The organism is Catenuloplanes sp. NPDC051500 (assembly GCF_044454585.1).
Lineage (GTDB): Bacteria > Actinomycetota > Actinomycetes > Mycobacteriales > Micromonosporaceae > Catenuloplanes.
Window position 1 is genome coordinate 1 of record NZ_JBITDX010000046.1, and the last position, 15,973, is coordinate 15,973.

Below are 15,973 nucleotides of genomic sequence, written 5' to 3' on the forward strand. Positions count from 1 at the left end.
ACGCTGACCCGGATCAAGCACCAAAGGCGCGGCGGCACGATTCACAACCGCCACCGTACCAACCGACTACCTATTTACGAGACAGAACACTAGCGGCAGGCCGGCGGGCGGTCCTGCGCCGGACCGCCCGCCGGCCTCAGATCTTCTCCCGCATCGCTGTCGCCGCGAGGGACGCGAGCAGGCGGAGCGACTCGGACTCCCGCGAGGCGGGGGCGGCGTGGTAGACGACCAGCTCCTGGCCGGGGGCGGAGCGGACGTCGAAGGAGTGCATCCGCAGCGTCAGGTCGCCGACCTCAGGATGGTGGAAGGACTTCGTGTCGAGCGTCTTGCCCCGGGCCTCATGGCGTTCCCACAGATCGCGAAACTCGTCACTGTCGGCGGTGAGTTCAGTGAGCACCGCGCGGATGCGGGGGTGGTGCGGGGCGGCGCCGAACGCCAGGCGGAAACCGGCCACCGCATTGGCGGCGGCGGACGGCCAGTCGAGGTAGAACGTACGGGCCGCCGGGTCCAGGAACACGACGCGCATCAGGTTGCGGGAGAACGGAAAGCCGCCGAAGAGCGCCTCCGCAAGCGGGTTCGCGGCGAGCACGTCGTAGGCGCGGCCGAGCAGCAGCGCCGGCGAGTCGGGCCAGGTCTCCATCAGCTGCAGCAGGCCGAGGTCGGCCCGTTCCACGGTGTCGGCGAGCCGGGTGCGGGGCGCCAGGCCGGCCAGGCGGAACAGGTGCAGGCGACCATCCTCGGAGAGGTGCAGTGCACCGCTCAGCGCATCGAGCATCTGGGCGGACGGGGTGCGTTCGCGGCCCTGCTCGAGCCGGACGTAGTAGTCGACGCTGACGCCGGCCAGCATCGCCACCTCCTCGCGCCGCAGGCCTGCCACGCGGCGCCGGCCGATGCTGCGGAGGCCGGCGTCCTCCGGCTGCACAAGCGCACGGCTGCGCCGTAGGAAGTCACCGAGCGGGGTGGGTGCCATGATCCTCACTGTAGGGGTGGACGGGCCGCGTCGCCTGGGTGCGCTGCCCCCTGGCAGCTGCGAGAATGCCGCCATGGACGAATCGGATCAGAAGATCGGCCGGCGTGCGCTCTTCGGCCGGACCACGCTGCTTGCGGCCGGCGCCGCGATCACGCTGCTCGGCCTGACCGGGTGCCCCGGCGGCGACCAGGATGACGACGATGATGACGACGGCGGTGACGACGACTGAACGACCACCACCGACACAGCAGATCTTCCCGCTTCCGCCGGGGCCGGGACCTACATGCTTCCGGCCTTGTTGGCCCGGTCCCCGAAATTCCGGCAAGGCGTCCGAGCCGGGTCTGTGTGGTCAATCAGTTGCGCAAAAGATAGATCCACATCGCTAGTTGATCTGCTTCGTACAACTAATTGATCACACAGCCGGAAGCGTCGGCCGTTTCGGCTGGTCGGCGGGCTTACGGAACCGTGGAGCAGCGCGGGTGTCGTCGCACCGGCGGCCGGGCGGGGCGGCAGCAGCCTGGGAGGCCGCAAGGACCGGCCCCGACACGGCGAGTCTGACGGGTGGTACCGGCTGGTCGGCGGACTGCCGGGAATGCGGGAGCAGCGCGACAGCCACCTCACCGGCAGCCAGGCGGAGCGGCAGCGGCCTGGGCGGCCGCAAGGACCGGCACCGACGCGGCGAGTCTGACGGGTGGTACCGGCTGGTCGGCGGGCTGCAGGAATGCGGGAGCAGCGCGACAGCCACCTCACCGGCAGCCAGGTGGGGCGGCAGCGGCCTCGGCCGCCGCAAGGACCGGCACCGAGGCCGCAAGCGTGGCGGCAGGCTTGGTCGATCTCGGCTCTCGCGTTTCCTCGTGCCAGGACCGAGCGAGCAGGGCGTGCAGCGTCTGTCTTCTTGGGCGTCTGTGTTCGCGTCCGATATCTGGGATTCGATGGCCGTTTGGTGGGATGCAAGATCCTTGTTTCGCTCACGGCTCTTTCGGTGGGTCGGAAAGGACAGTGAGCGAAACAAGGATCTTGCATCCAGCATCGTCGGGGCTTAAATAGCGAAATTTCGGGCACGCAGTGCCGGACCGCGTTCACAGCCGGACCGCAGCCGCGGCCGGACCGCAGCCGCCGCCCAATCGCACTCGTGGGAGGACCGACCGCAGGTCTCACTCGCAGCGTCGGTGCCAGTCCTTGCGGCCGCCCCGGCCGTAGCCGCTCCGTGCGACCGCCGCTGAGACGACAACCGCGCAACCCCGGCGTCACGCAAGCCCGCCGACCAACCGCAACCACCCACCACACTCACGGCGTCGGTGCCAGCTCTTACGGCCGCCCAAGCCGCCGCCGCCCCGACCGCCCGCCACTGAGACGACAACGGGCGCAGCCCCCAGCGTCACGCACGCCCGCCGCCCAACAGACCCCCCGGCTGCGGTCCTGACCCGGTCGATAATCAGGCCCGACGCCAGTGGGCCACAAAGTCGCTCCCGGCGGGCGCCGAGGGAGCCCCGGCCCCGCCGAGGCGAAGAGCGTGCCCGTCGGCGCCGGGTCCGGCACGGTCCGACCCGGCCGGCGCCCATATGCCCGGGTGGTGGTCGTGGGTCGGCCGCACTCGACGCGAGCCACGAGATCCTCGCGGCCGGTCCGGATGTCTACGCCCGCGGCGGCGTACCCCTCAAGCCACTGCAGTTGATCGTCGCACGTGATGAGGAAACCGGGCGCTACCAGCATCGATGTGCGGTGACAGCAGCGTGAACCGCTGGGACGGCGGCCGATACATGCCTGGACCCCGGCACCTCCACGATGGACCGGCAGACGTGCCGGCCCATGGGTGGAGGCACCCAGGTTCGACGCGGGCCGTTGACGGAACAGTGACGCATCTGAAACATTGAATCCCCTCGCCGCAAGAAGTTGGCAACATCGCGCAATTTCTGTGGCTGATCGCGCAATTACGCGACTCACAGGATCCTGGGGTGCCATGAAACGACTGTCCACCGGACTCCTCGCGGCGGCTGTGGTGGCCGCCGCAGCACTCACGCCCACGGCCGCGCACGCTGCCGGCGGGCCTAACCTCGCGCTCGGCAGGACCGCCACGGCGAGCACTGCAAACGGCCAGTACGTCGCGGCGAACGTCAACGACGGCAACAGCGCCAGCTACTGGGAGGGGCCGTCGCTGCCGTCCTGGGTGCAGGTCGACCTGGGCAGCGCGGTCGCGATCGACCAGGTGACCCTGCGGCTGCCGTCGACCTGGGAGGCGCGCACCCAGACGCTCAGCGTGCAGGGCAGCACGGACGGGACCAGCTTCAGCACGCTCTCCGCCTCGGCCGGCCGCGCGTTCGGGCCGGCCGTGACGATCGACTTCACGGCGGCCACCACGCGGTACGTGCGGGTGAACATCACCGCCAACACCGGGTGGCCGGCCGCGCAGCTGTCCGAACTGGAGATCTACGGGGTCGCGGGCGGGCCGCAGGAGCCACCGCCGACCGGCGCCAACCTCGCGGCCGGCAAGCCGATCGAGGCCTCGTCGTCGATCTTCACCTTCGTCGCGGGTAACGCCAACGACGCGAGCGCCACAAGCTACTGGGAGTCGAACGGATTCCCGGCCACGCTCACGGTCAAGCTCGGGTCGGACGCGGACATCACCGGCGTGGTGGTCAAGCTCAACCCGGATCCGGTGTGGGGCACCCGTACCCAGAGCATCCAGGTGTTGGGTCGTGCTCAGACCGCCACCGGCTTCACCTCGCTGAAGGCGCGCGCGGACTACACGTTCAACCCGGCGTCCAACCAGAACGCGGTCACGATTCCGGTGAGCGCACGCGTCGCCGATGTGCAGCTGCAGATCTTCAGCAACACCGGCGCGCCCGGCGCACAGGTCGCTGACCTCCAGGTTCTCGGCACGGCCGCGCCCAACCCGGATCTGGTCGTCACCGCCGCCTCCTGGACGCCTTCGGCCCCGACCGAGGGTGCGGCGATCACGCTCTCCGGGACCGTCCGCAACCAGGGCACCGTGGCCGCTGCGGCGAACCGGGTCGACTTCGCGCTCAACGGCGTCGTGGCCGGCACCGCAACTGTCGGCGCGCTCGCCGCCGGTGCGTCCACCACCGTCACCGCCACGGCCGCAGCTCAAGCGCAGGGCAGCTACACGGTCACCGCCACGGCCGACCCGGCCGACGTCGTCGCGGAGACGAACAACGCGAACAACACGTTCACCGCGGCCTCGCAGCTTGTCGTCGGGCAGGCACCCGGCCCGGACCTGCAGGTCACCGCGATCACCACGAACCCGGCGAACCCGGCTGCGGGCACCGCGGTGTCGTTCACCGTCGCGGTCAACAACCGGGGCACCAGCGCGGCCGGCGCGTCCACCACCCGCGTCGTCGTGGGCGGCACCACGCTCAACGGCAGCACGCCGTCGATCGCGGCCGGCGCGACCGCGACCGTGGCGATCGCCGGCACCTGGACCGCGACAAGCGGCGGCGCCACAGTGACCGCCACCGCGGACGCGGTCAACGCGGTCGCGGAGACGGTGGAGACCAACAACGCGCTGACCCGGTCGATCGTGGTCGGGCGCGGCGCCGCGGTGCCGTACACCGAGTACGAGGCCGAGGCCGCACGCTACTCCGGCACGCTGCTCGAGGCGGACCCGCTGCGCACGTTCGGTCACACGAACTTCGGCACCGAGTCGTCCGGCCGGCAGTCGGTGCGACTCAACACCACCGGGCAGTTCGTCGAGTTCACCTCAACGAACGCGTCGAACTCGATTGTGGTGCGCAACTCCGTTCCTGACGCACCGGGCGGCGGCGGGCAGGATTACACGATCAGCCTGTACGTCAACGACCAGTACGTGCGGAAGCTGACGCTGTCGTCCCGCAACAGCTGGCTCTACGGGACCTCGGACGACACCGAGAGCCTGCAGAACACGCCGTCGGCGGACGCGCGGCGGCTCTTCGATGAGTCACACGCGCTGCTGGCGTCGTCGTACCCGGCCGGCACCCGCTTCAAGCTGCAGCGCGACGCCGGTGACACCGCGTCCTTCTACGTCATCGACCTGATCGACCTGGAGCAGGTCGCCCCGGCCGCGTCCCAGCCGGCCGGCTGCGCCTCGATCACGTCCTACGGCGCGGTGCCGAACGACGGCGTCGACGACACCGCGGCGATCCAGCGTGCGGTCACCGACGACGAGAACGGCGTGATCCCCTGCGTCTGGATCCCGGCCGGTCGCTGGCGCCAGGAGCAGAAGATCCTCTCCCCGGACCCGAACCGCGGCCAGTACAACCAGCGCGGCCTGCGCAACGTCGTGGTCCGGGGCGCGGGCATGTGGCACACCGAGCTGTACTCGGACACCCAGCCGCAGAACGCGACAGGCGGCATCAACCACCCGCACGAGGGCAACGTCGGCTTCGAGATCGAGGACAACACGCAGATCTCCGACCTGGCGATCTTCGGCAACACGCAGAACCGGGCGAACCGCGGGCACGCGCTTAACGGCCGGTTCGGCGCGAACACCAAGGTCAGCAACGTGTGGATCGAGCACGTGAACGTGGGCGCCTGGGTCGGCCGCGACTACTCGGACACGCCTGCCTACTGGAACCCGGCCAACGGCCTCTCCTTCGAGGGCATGCGGATCCGGAACACGTTCGCGGACGGCATCAACTTCAGCAACGGCACCAGGAACTCGCGGGTGTTCAACTCGTCGTTCCGCACCACCGGCGACGACGCGCTCGCGGTCTGGGCCAACCCGTACGTGAAGGATCAGTCCGCCGACATCGCGTCGAACAACCACTTCGTCAACAACACGGTGCAGCTGCCGTGGCGGGCGAACGGCATCGCGATCTACGGCGGCTCCAACAACTCGATCGAGAACAACCTGGTCTCCGACACCGCTAACTACCCGGGCATCATGCTCGCGACCGACCACAGCCCGCTGCCGTTCGGCGGGACCACGCTGATCGCGAACAACGGGCTCTACCGGACCGGCGGCGCGTTCTGGAACGAGGACCAGGAGTTCGGCGCGATCACGCTCTTCCCGTCCACGAAGGACATCACAGGCGTCACCATCCGGGACACCGACATCATCGACTCCACCTACGACGGCATCCAGTTCAAGAACGGCGGCGGCAACATGCCGAACGTCGCCATCACCAACGTCCGCATCGACCGCTCGGTCAACGGCGCCGGCATCCTGGCCATGTCCGGCGCCCGCGGCAACGCGGTCCTCTCCAACGTCACCATCACCAACTCGGGCGACGGCAACATCGTCATCCAGCCCGGCTCACAGTTCACCATCACTGGCAGTTAACCCACAGATCAACCGCCGCCACGGTACGCCGTGCGCGCTCGCGGACGGTGCGGTGTTCACTCCGTGCCGTCCGCGAGGCTGCGGGTGGCCGACTCCCCGGCCGCAACCGCCTTGCCGAGGAAGTCGGCAAGCACGGCGAGCTGCGCGTCGTCGTACCCGGCGAAGATGTCGTCGAGCGCCGCACCCATCCCGGCATAGAGCCCGATCACCTCCCGGCCACGCTCCGGAAGCGCCCGCACCCGCACCGCGCGCCGGTCCGCCGGGTCCCGCTCACGCGCGATCCAGCCGGCCCGCTCCAGCCGGTCGAGCACGCCGGTGACCGTGGCCGGGTGCAGTCCTGCCCTTCGTGCGAGCGCGGTGGGGCTGAGCGGCCCGTGCCTGCCGATCACGTCGAGGCAGTCGAGGTCGCCGTCCTTGAGCGCGAGCCGCCCGCCGATCTGCCGGTTCAAAGCCGACAATTCACTGCGGAGGGTACGGATCGAGTCCTTGATCTCCGTGGTCAGGCGACGACGATCCCTCGGTGTTACGGAACTCATATTATTCGCTTCCCAAAGTAAATTACTATGACTTCCGTATCGTATGACACCGAGGGGAAACCGTCATGTTCGTGATCACCGGTGCTACAGGCGCTGTCGGGCGGGAAGCCACCCGGCTCCTCGTGGAGTCCGGCGCCACCGTCGCGGCCGTCACCCGCGACCCGTCCACCGCAATCGACGTCCACCCCGACGACGTGCCCGCGCTGCGTGACATCGAAGGAGTGCTGATCAGCCCGCGGGCGGCCGGCGCGGGCCTCGGGGCGCTGCTCGCGCAGGCCCGCAGCCGGGTGGTGCTGCTCTCCGCGCTCACCGTGGCGCACCCGGCCGGCGAACCACGGTTCCGGGCGGCCTTCGAGGCGGCCGAGCACGCGGTCACCACCTCCGGCCTGACGTGGACGGTGCTGCGCAGCGCCGACTACGCCTCGAACACGCTCAGCTGGGCCGGGCAGATCGCGGCCGGCGGAACCGTGCGCGGGGCGTACCCCCTGGCCAAGACCTCGACCGTCGACGAACGTGACGTGGCGGCGGTGGCCGTGCTGGCACTGACCGGAAGCGGCCACGCCGGGCAGCGGTACATACTCACCGGCGAGGAGTCGCTGAGCCAGCCGGACAAGGTCGCGGCGATCGGGGCGGCGACCGGGCGCGACCTGACGTTCACCGACGTCAGCCCGGAGGCGGTGCGGCAGGGGATGCGTGCGGCCGGACTGCCGGACGAGATCCCGGACCGGCTGCTGGGCTCACTCGCCGACTATGCACGCGAGGCCGGGCCGACCACCGGCACCGTGCGGGAACTGCTCGGGCGGCCGGCCGGCACCTACGCGGAGTGGGCGGTCGCGCACCGGAGCGCGTTCGCGGTGCCAGTGCGGTCCTGACCGTCGTCGTGGTGGCGGCATGGTCGCCGGCGCCATACGCGGCACAGCCGCCATCGCCATGCACGACACGGCCGCGAGCGCCGTGCGCGACTTTGACCGTGTTGGCGCGGGTATGACGAAGGGCCCCGGCACACGCCGGGGCCCTTCGTGTGCGCGCGTTACGGCGTGGGGGTCGGGAACGCTCCCTCCCGGATCACCCGCTCGCAGTCGACGGTGGTGGCCGCGTTCTCGCCGGTCTCGCAGACGTCGCCGGTTTCGGTGCGGTTGGCGCCGCCGTCGAGCAGGTCCTCGCCGCCCTGCGCGAGCAGCATGTCGTCGCCACCCTTGCCGTAGATCAGGTCCTGGCCGCTGTTGCCCGCGAGGAGGTTGTCGTCCCCGTTGCCGATCAGGACGTCGTCGCCCTGGCCGCCGAGCACGTCCTCGACGCCGATCAGCGTGTCGTTCTCGCCGGCCTCGCCACCGGTACCGGCGGTCAGGTCGACGCGGATCGGCACGATGCGGCTGCCCGCGTAGGACACCTGGTCGCGACCGGGGCCGCCGTCAAGCGTATCGGTGCCGGGGGTGAGGTCCGGCGCCCACAGCTCGTTGCCGATGGTGTCGTCGCCCGCGCCGCCACGGACGGTGTTGTCGCCCTCGTTGCCGTACAGGCCGTCGTCGCCGTCGCCGCCGTCGAGCAGGTCATCGCCCAGGTCGCCCTGCAGGTGGTCGTCGCCGCCCCGGCCGGACAGCCGGTCGTCGCCGTCGTCCCCGACGAGCGCGTCCCGGTCCTGGCCGCCGGTGATGGTGTCGTTGCCGGCACCGCCCCGGGCGAACATGCGGAACGCGGAGTCGTTGACCACCGTGTCGTCGCCGTCGTGCAGGCGCACCACGATCGGCTCGGCCGCCGGGGACGCACCGAGGTCGCACACGGCAACCGTGGCGTCGCCGGCGTCCGCGACGCAGCCCTCGCCGGCCACCACGGGTACCAGGTCGTCGAACGTGACGAGCGAGCCGGCCGAGGTGATGCGCACGTCGTTGGCCTGCCCCGCGGCGGCGGTGAAGCTCGCCTCACCGGGCGCGGTGATCACCACTCCCGGCTCGGACGGGCCCGGGTCGGTCGGCGTGACCGACGGCGACTCCGACGGCGTCCCGGACTCAGACGGCGATCCGGACTCAGACGGCGATCCCGAGTCCGACGGGGACCCGGTCTCCGACGGCGAGTCGGACGGGCCGGGCGTGGACGTGCCGGGCGTGGACGTGTCCGTGGGCTCCGGCAGCGGTGTGACCGAAGCGGACGGCGCCGACATCGGGCCGGGCATGGCGTAGGCGGGCATCGACGCGACTCCGACACCTGTCAACGCCGCCGCGGCGAACACCCCGGCCACCCGTAACCTGCGATTGATCGTGTACATGCAGCTCCCCCGTGGTTGACGTCTGAACCGTGCGGGAGTCTACGTAAGACGGTCGTGCCAGCCCTGGCACGTTTTCCAGGGCTGGCACGAACTGGGGACTACCGCCGCTAACTCACCGAGGCGACTGTCACCACCGCCGCACCGACGATCGCGCCCTGGTCGGTGACCACGTTCATCTCACCGGTCAGCGAGCGGCCGGCCGGCGGCACCGACGCCGCGGTGATCGAGCCGTTCACCGCGAACGACGCACCGTTGGCAAGCGTGGTGAGCTGCTGCGGCACGGTGAGCGTGCCGAGCGTCGGCGCGTAGTACGCGTCCCGGTAGTCCAGCTGCGTGGTGCCGGCCGGAACGCTGAAACCGTCGACGACCACGCGGTACGTACCGGCGGCCGGGTTGGCGATTGAGACCGCCTCCTCCGAGTCGCCGTCCGCCTTCTGTGCGACCGGCTGGGTGCCGGTTCCGAAGTAGACGAAGAGGTCGAGGTCCGCGCCCAGGTCGCTGGTGTTGCCGATGGCCACGTCGAGCCGGGTGGTGCCGGCCGGGACCGCGACCGCGTACTCAAGCTTCTGCCCGTCCGCGATGGTCGGGCGGCCGGTGGCGATGCTGCCCAGCGCGCCGCTCTGACCACTCACCTTGACCGGCCCGAACGCGTTCTTCCCGGTCCAGCTCAGCGGCGTGGCGACGCCGGCCTTGACCGACGCCAGCTCGGTGACCGCGGGGGTGATGGTGACGCCCTGCGCGGCCGCGGTGATGGTGTACGGGTTCGACAGCATCGGCGAGGTGCGCCGCGCCTCGATCTCGATCTCCCAGATGCCCGGCTGCGGGTTCCGGTAGTCGCGCTCGATGCCCTTGCAGGCCGAGACCGGCACGTAGTTGGTGTAGCACTCGGTGGTCGCGGTCGGGTCGGCCGGAAGCCCGGTCGGCGCGATCGCGATGAACCTGGTCTGCGAGCCCGCCGCGATTCCGGACAGGTTGACCTGCAACGCGGCGGCGCCGGCCGGCACGTTCACGAAGTACGACTGGGTGTCGTTGCGGTCCACCTTGCCGGAGGCGCTGACGCTGTACGCCGGCTTCGGCAGTTCGGTCGCCGCGACCACTGTGTTCATCACCTCGAAGTCGATGACCGGGGTCGCCGGGTCGTCGATCTTCAGGATGGCCGCGTGCGCTCCGGCGGACGGCTTGGCCGAGACCGACACGGTGATCGTCTTGTTCAGCGGGACGGACACCGAGCCGAGCGTGTTGAACGTGCCGTCGTTGCCGGCCCAGCTGAGCTTGTGGGTGACCGCCTTCGACGGCCCGCTGGTCCGGGTGATCTTGATCTGGTACGTCTTGGACTGACCCGGCTTGTGCCCACCCTCGCCGGCCGCGCACCTGTTGTAGATGCCCGGCCCCTGGTGCGGGGTCGGCTCGTCGTTGATGCCGAGGTACTGGGACAGCGGCGTGCAGACCGGCGCGACCGAGGTGTAGGTCCGGGTCTCCACGTCCCTCTTCAGCAGCTCCCACGCCGCCGGCACGTTGAACAGGCCGTAGCCCTGCTCGTACGCGGTGACGTCCTTGATGAAGCCGGCCGAGGTGTAGATGCCGCGGCGCAGCTGTGCGGGGGTGAGACCGGCGTCGTTCGCACGGGCCGCGGAGAGCAGCAGCGCGGCGGCGCCGGCGGCCTGCGGGGAGGCCATCGACGTGCCCTGGAACATGCCGTAGCCCGGCGGCAGCGCGTAGCCGGCCTGGGCGCTGGGCTGACCCGGCTGCCAGGTCGGGACGGACGAGATCGCCGCACCAGGTGCCACGATGTTCGGCTTGAAGCCGCCGTCCTCACGTGGGCCGCGCGACGAGAACGGGTGCATCTGGTACGCGGTGTTCACCACGGAGCCGTAGTTCGCGGCCCAGGTCTCCTTGCTGATGCTCGAGCCGACGGAGACGACCTCGGCCGCGGTGGACGGGTCGCCGAGCGTGTTCAGGCCGGGGCCGGAATTGCCCGCGGAGATGAACATCTGCACGCCGTAGTCGGTGATCAGCCGGTTGTAGAGGATGGTCCACGCGCTGCGGCCGTCGTTCAGGCCGGTGAGCCCGCCGATCGACATGTTGATCACGTCGACGTGACGGTTGACGACCATGTCCACCATGCCGTCGGTGAGCGCGGCGTTGGTGCAGCCGCCACCCCAGGTGCAGGCGCGGCCGGAGACTATCTTCGCGCCCGGCGCCTGGCCGTCGTAGGCCTCGTTGCCGAACATGTTGCTGCCCGCCGCGATGCCCGCCACGTGTGTGCCGTGCGCGCTCTCCACCAGGCCGATGCTCACGTAGTCGGCGCCGGAGACGTCCTCGCGGTACTCGACGACGAACGGCATGCGCTCCGCGATCGCGGTCGCCGGGTTGTCCGTACCGAAATGGCCGATCTGGAATTTTTCCTTGTACGGCCGCATCAGCGGCTCGTCGGTGAAGCTGCGGTCCTGGTTCGCGTCCACCCAGACGTCGTGGCTGACCGGGTTGTAGAGCACGCCGAACGCGTCGGTGGTGTCCCCGTCCCGGTTCACGTCGCCGCCCGGCTCGCTGGCCGCGGTGGTCGACTCGTAGAAGTAGTTGAACAGGTAGGTGCCGGCCGGGGCGGTGAACGCCGCGCCGTTGACCGTGAAGCTCGGGCCGGTGACGGAGAGCGTCATCCGCCGCCAGCTCGCGTCCTCAAGCGGGTCCGTCGCGGTGAACCAGTCGACGATCTTGCGCTCGCCGGTCGACGTGGTCTGCAGCGCCGGGTGGTCCAGGTCGACACCGGAGTCCATGATGCCGATCGTGATGCCACGCCCGTCGTACCCCGGATGCTTCTTCTTGAAGTCGACCGAGCCGGTGTCGTCGGTCGGCATGTAGGGGTTCTTCGCCGCGGTGGTCGCGCCCGGGCCGGGGTAGGTCACGGCCTGTTTCGCCGCGGCGCCGCCGGTGGCGAGCCCTTCCGCCGGGTCCGGCTGGCGCACGACGCGGTCCAGGTTGAGCGCGGTGACGCTGTTCAGCTGCGCCGCACGGACCACCGCGGAGGTCGGCACCTTCGCCAGCACGTAGCCGAGCTTGTCGACGCTTCGCGAGACCGAGGCGCCGAGCTTCTGCAACTCGCCGGCGACCGCGCCGGCCTTGCCCTTGTCGGTGGCGACCACGATCGTCACAGTGGGTTTGCCGCTGGCCTCGGCCTCGGCGAGCAGCTTCGCATCCTCCGCGCCGAGTGCGGCGGCAGGTGAGACCTTGGGGGTGTCCGTCTCTACTGGATCCGCGCTCGCCGGGCTCGCGCCCGGAAGCATGACGGTGCCGACCGCGAGGCCGGACGCCAGGAGTGTGGCGAGACTGCGGCGTAAGAGGTGACTCATGAAGGTCCTCTTGAATGGACGGGGCCCTGGGGTACAGGACGCATCATGAATCTTCTAGTTGTCCGCTGATCTATATGTCAACAAGATCGGCATCTTTTTCCGAGCCGGATGTCGACTCCGGTTCACGTTTGTTTTCCGCTGCGTTTCCACCCTGTTGCGGCGCCGAGCAGCGAGAATAGGCGACGGGTCGTTCGTCACAACAATTTGCACCGGGTGCAACGGTGCACTTAGTGTAAGAAAACGTGAGCACCATCGACCGCCGGACCGCGATCAAGACCCGCCACCGCGCGGCGATCATCGACGCGGCCACGGCGTTGATCTCCGAGGGCGGCTCGGTCCGGTTCAGCGTCGACGAACTGGCCGCGCGGGCGGACGTCTCCCGGCGCACCATCTTCAACCACTTCGCCTCGATCGACGACGTGGTGACCACCGCCTGCACCGAAGCCCTCGGCGTCGTGATCGGCGATTTCCGGGCCGCGTTCAGCGCCAGCCCGGTCGAGCCCGGCAGCCGGGCGTCGATGTTCGAGGCGGTGACCACCGCGCTGCGCGCCACCGACGTGCCGAGCGTCATCGCGTTCCTCTGGCAGGCGCTCGGCGGGTTCGACGCCGGCGACCAGCGCCCCCAGCAGATCTTCCAGGCCACGTTCTCCCGCACCACCGACGAGATAGCGCGCGAGCTTGCCGACCGGCACGCGGACGCCGACTCGCTCGACGCGGAGCTGCTTGTGAGCTCGCTCATGCACGGCATCGAAGTGATCGCGCACCGGTGGATCGCCGAGACCGGCGCGACCACAGGCGTCGCGGCCCGCGCACAGTGGAGCGTGCTGCTCGAACGGCTCATCGACAACATCCGCACCGGCTACTGACCGAATCTACGAGAAGGCAAAGGATCCATGGCCGAATTGCTGTACCGCCTGGGACGCTTCAGCGCCCGGCGAGCCTGGGCAGTCCTGATCACCTGGCTGGTGATCCTCGGACTGTCAGTCACCGCGTACTTCGCCGTCGGCGGCGCACTGTCGTCGCAGGTGACCATCCCGGGCACCGAGACCGCGAAGGTCACCGACCAGCTGGCCGCCAAGTTCCCGGCCGCGAGCGGCGGCACCGGCACGATCGTGTTCCACACGGCGGACGGCTCCGCGTTCACGGCCGAGCAGCAGGCCGCGGTCGGCGCGCTGCTCACCAGCACCGCGGATCTTCCCGGCGTCTCGTCCACAAACGACCCGTTCGCCACCACCGCGCAGATCGCCGCGCAGGCCCAGCAGCTCGCCGCCGGCAAGCAGCAGATCGACGGCGAGCGCGCCAAGCTCGACGCCGGGCAGGCACAACTCGACGCGGGACAGCAGCAGCTGGACTCCGCGAAGGCGCAGGCCCCCGCGGCCGCCGCGGCACAGTTCGAGGCACAGCAGGCCCAGCTCGACGCGCAGCAGGCGCAGCTGGACGCCGGACGCGCGCAGCTGGACGCCGGAGCCGCCCAGGCGGACACCGGACAGCAGCTGCTCGACATGGCCTCGAAGATCCGCCAGGTCTCCGAGGACAACAGCACCGCTGTCGCCGCGGTCATCTTCGAGGACGCGCAGCAGGAGGTCACTCCGGAGATCAAGTCGAGCGTCGTCGACCACGTCACGGACGGCGTGCCGGCCGGAGTCGAGGCCGACTTCTCCAACGAGATCACCCAGACCGTCCCGCAGGTCTTCGGCGTCGGCGAGGCGATCGGCCTGATCGTCGCCGCACTCACCCTGATCGTCATGCTCGGCACACTCATCGCAGCCGCGCTGCCGCTTGTCAGCGCGCTGGTCGGGGTCGGCGTCGGCGTCACCGCGTCGCTTGCCATGTCCGGCGTCGTGGACATGCTGTCGATCACGCCGGTGCTCGGCGTGATGCTCGGCCTCGCGGTCGGCATCGACTACAGCCTGTTCATCCTCAACCGGCACCGGCGCCAGCTGCTCACCGGCATGGACATCCACGAGTCGATCGGCCTGGCCAACGGCACCTCCGGCAACGCGGTCGTGTTCGCCGGCGCCACAGTCCTGGTCGCGCTGCTCGCACTCAACATCACCGGCATCGGCTTCCTCGGCCTGATGGGCACGGTCGGCGCGATCTGCGTCGCGGTCGCGGTCGTCATCGCGGTCACCATGACGCCCGCACTGCTGGCACTGCTCGGCCTGCGCGTGCTCGGCCGCAAGGCCCGCGCCAGCATCGGCCAGCCGCACCACGACAGCACGCCCACCCGGCCGATGGGCACCGGGCGCGCGGTCCTCACGCTTATCGGCGGCCTGGCGGCGCTGCTGATCCTGGCCATCCCGGCGCTGTCCATGCGCCTCGGCCTGCCGGACGGGTCGTCGGAGTCCAAGGACTCCACGCAGTACCAGGCGTACAAGCTGACCGAGGAGAAGTTCGGCGCCGGCGTCAACGGGCCGCTGCTTGTCGTCGCCGCACTGCCCGCCGCGATCACCGACGAGAACGCGCAGCGCACCGAGCAGGTCCGCGTCGGCAGCCTGCTGCTCGGCCAGAAGGACGTCACCGCGGTCGCGCCGATCGGCATGTCCGACGACAAGACGCTCATCGCGTTCCAGGTCGTGCCCGCGGAGGGCCCGAACAGCGTCTCCACCGGCCAGCTCGTCCGCGACCTGCGCGCGATGTCCCCGGTCGCGGGCAACGTGACGCTCGGCGTGGCCGGCAGCGCCAGCGGCAACATCGACGTGTCCGAGCAGCTCGCCGACGCGCTGCCGCTCTACCTCGGCGTCGTGGTCGGGCTCTCGCTGATCATCCTGATCTTCGTGTTCCGCTCGATCCTGGTGCCGGTCACCGCCACGCTCGGCTTCGTGCTGTCGCTGTTCGCCACGTTCGGCGGCATCACCGCGATCTTCCAGTGGGGCTGGCTCGGTGCGATCTTCGACGTGCACGACCCGGGCCCGATCCTCAGCTTCCTGCCCACGATCCTGATCGGCATCCTGTTCGGCCTCGCCATGGACTACCAGCTGTTCCTGGTCTCCGGCATGCGCGAGGCCTACGCCCACGGCGCCCCGGCCCGCCTCGCCGTCCGCCAGGGCGTGCACGCCGGCCGTACCGTGGTCGCCGCCGCCGCCATCATCATGATCTCCGTCTTCGGCGGCTTCATCTTCAGCCACACCACGATGATCCGCTCGATCGGCTTCGGCCTCGCCTTCGGCGTCCTGGCCGACGCGTTCCTGGTCCGCATGCTGCTGATCCCGGCCGTCATGCACCTGCTCGGCGGCTCCGCCTGGTGGATCCCCCGCTGGCTCGACCGGATCCTCCCCAACGTCGACGTCGAAGGCTCCGCCCTCGAACGCCGCCACCCCTCCGCCCTCCACGAGACCCCGGAGACGGCCACGACTCCGTCCCCCGCGCCCGCTCCGTAACGCCCCGCAGAGGGCACGACCCCCTGCCGCTGAGGGCATGGCAGCACGCAGCCCTGGCCGGTGGCGACCGTCCTCTCTCCCGGCCCACGTGTGGCCCCGCACCACCCCCGCGATCCCCGCCGCCCCCAGCGGCGGGGATCGCGCCCTTCCCACGGCCGAAAACGCAAACCGCAGCCCGGGGCGCCATGCGCCCGGCGTC

10 protein-coding genes are annotated in these 15,973 nt (G+C 70.2%); 6 read left to right on the forward strand and 4 right to left on the reverse strand.

All coding sequences use genetic code 11. The annotated features are described in order from the left end of the window. Positions 1 to 136 precede the first annotated feature (136 nt). Entirely contained in the window at positions 137 to 970 is an 834-nt protein-coding gene (locus ACIA8K_RS40565; RefSeq protein WP_396068838.1) for a helix-turn-helix domain-containing protein, read from the reverse strand. Between the two features lie 73 nt (positions 971 to 1,043). Between ACIA8K_RS40565 and ACIA8K_RS40570 the strand changes: the two genes are divergently transcribed. Beyond that, the gene (locus tag ACIA8K_RS40570) at positions 1,044 to 1,199 is read left to right on the forward strand and encodes a hypothetical protein (protein ID WP_396068839.1); all 156 of its coding nucleotides are present in this window, start codon (positions 1,044 to 1,046) and stop codon (positions 1,197 to 1,199) included. A 1,731-nt stretch (positions 1,200 to 2,930) separates the two neighbouring features. Next, a complete protein-coding gene (locus ACIA8K_RS40575) occupies positions 2,931 to 6,248 on the forward strand; it encodes a CARDB domain-containing protein (RefSeq protein ID WP_396068840.1) in 3,318 nt (1,105 codons plus the stop codon). 56 nt (positions 6,249 to 6,304) lie between these two features. Here the strand turns inward: ACIA8K_RS40575 and ACIA8K_RS40580 are convergent, their stop codons facing one another. Then, positions 6,305 to 6,784, reverse strand: a complete 480-nt coding sequence (locus ACIA8K_RS40580) for a MarR family transcriptional regulator (protein ID WP_396068841.1) — start codon at positions 6,782 to 6,784, stop codon at positions 6,305 to 6,307. Positions 6,785 to 6,849: 65 nt separating this feature from the next. Here ACIA8K_RS40580 and ACIA8K_RS40585 point away from each other — a divergent pair, with 65 nt between their 5' ends. Next, positions 6,850 to 7,656 carry an NmrA family transcriptional regulator gene (locus ACIA8K_RS40585; RefSeq protein WP_396068842.1) on the forward strand — a complete coding sequence of 269 codons (807 nt, stop codon included), beginning with the start codon at positions 6,850 to 6,852 and terminating at the stop codon, positions 7,654 to 7,656. 158 nt (positions 7,657 to 7,814) lie between these two features. Here ACIA8K_RS40585 and ACIA8K_RS40590 read toward each other — a convergent pair whose 3' ends face one another. Then, positions 7,815 to 8,666 (reverse strand): calcium-binding protein, encoded by an 852-nt coding sequence (locus ACIA8K_RS40590; RefSeq protein ID WP_396068843.1) that lies wholly within the window; start codon positions 8,664 to 8,666, stop codon positions 7,815 to 7,817. Here ACIA8K_RS40590 and ACIA8K_RS40595 point away from each other — a divergent pair. Beyond that, positions 8,659 to 8,961, forward strand: coding sequence for a hypothetical protein (locus ACIA8K_RS40595; RefSeq protein ID WP_396068844.1), 303 nt, complete (start codon positions 8,659 to 8,661; stop codon positions 8,959 to 8,961). The two genes, ACIA8K_RS40590 and ACIA8K_RS40595, sit on opposite strands and share 8 nt — an antisense overlap. A 193-nt stretch (positions 8,962 to 9,154) precedes the next feature. Here the strand turns inward: ACIA8K_RS40595 and ACIA8K_RS40600 are convergent, their stop codons facing one another. Beyond that, positions 9,155 to 12,394 carry a S8 family serine peptidase gene (locus ACIA8K_RS40600; RefSeq protein WP_396068845.1) on the reverse strand — a complete coding sequence of 1,080 codons (3,240 nt, stop codon included), beginning with the start codon at positions 12,392 to 12,394 and terminating at the stop codon, positions 9,155 to 9,157. 242 nt (positions 12,395 to 12,636) lie between these two features. Between ACIA8K_RS40600 and ACIA8K_RS40605 the strand changes: the two genes are divergently transcribed. After that, positions 12,637 to 13,260, forward strand: coding sequence for a TetR/AcrR family transcriptional regulator (locus ACIA8K_RS40605; protein WP_396068846.1), 624 nt, complete (start codon positions 12,637 to 12,639; stop codon positions 13,258 to 13,260). 27 nt (positions 13,261 to 13,287) lie between these two features. Beyond that, a complete protein-coding gene (locus tag ACIA8K_RS40610; RefSeq protein ID WP_396068847.1) occupies positions 13,288 to 15,774 on the forward strand; it encodes an MMPL family transporter in 2,487 nt (828 codons plus the stop codon). Positions 15,775 to 15,973 lie beyond the last annotated feature (199 nt).

What these genes read in the sequence shown, in the direction of transcription:
- ACIA8K_RS40585 (WP_396068842.1), top strand. Translation starts at nt 6,850, where the DNA reads ATGTTCGTGATCACCGGTGCTACAGGCGCTGTCGGGCGGGAAGCCACC.
- ACIA8K_RS40565 (WP_396068838.1), bottom strand. Translation starts at nt 970, where the DNA reads ATGGCACCCACCCCGCTCGGTGACTTCCTACGGCGCAGCCGTGCGCTT.
- ACIA8K_RS40595 (WP_396068844.1), top strand. Translation starts at nt 8,659, where the DNA reads ATGCGCACGTCGTTGGCCTGCCCCGCGGCGGCGGTGAAGCTCGCCTCA.
- ACIA8K_RS40575 (WP_396068840.1), top strand. Translation starts at nt 2,931, where the DNA reads ATGAAACGACTGTCCACCGGACTCCTCGCGGCGGCTGTGGTGGCCGCC.
- ACIA8K_RS40570 (WP_396068839.1), top strand. Translation starts at nt 1,044, where the DNA reads ATGGACGAATCGGATCAGAAGATCGGCCGGCGTGCGCTCTTCGGCCGG.
- ACIA8K_RS40600 (WP_396068845.1), bottom strand. Translation starts at nt 12,394, where the DNA reads ATGAGTCACCTCTTACGCCGCAGTCTCGCCACACTCCTGGCGTCCGGC.
- ACIA8K_RS40580 (WP_396068841.1), bottom strand. Translation starts at nt 6,784, where the DNA reads ATGAGTTCCGTAACACCGAGGGATCGTCGTCGCCTGACCACGGAGATC.
- ACIA8K_RS40610 (WP_396068847.1), top strand. Translation starts at nt 13,288, where the DNA reads ATGGCCGAATTGCTGTACCGCCTGGGACGCTTCAGCGCCCGGCGAGCC.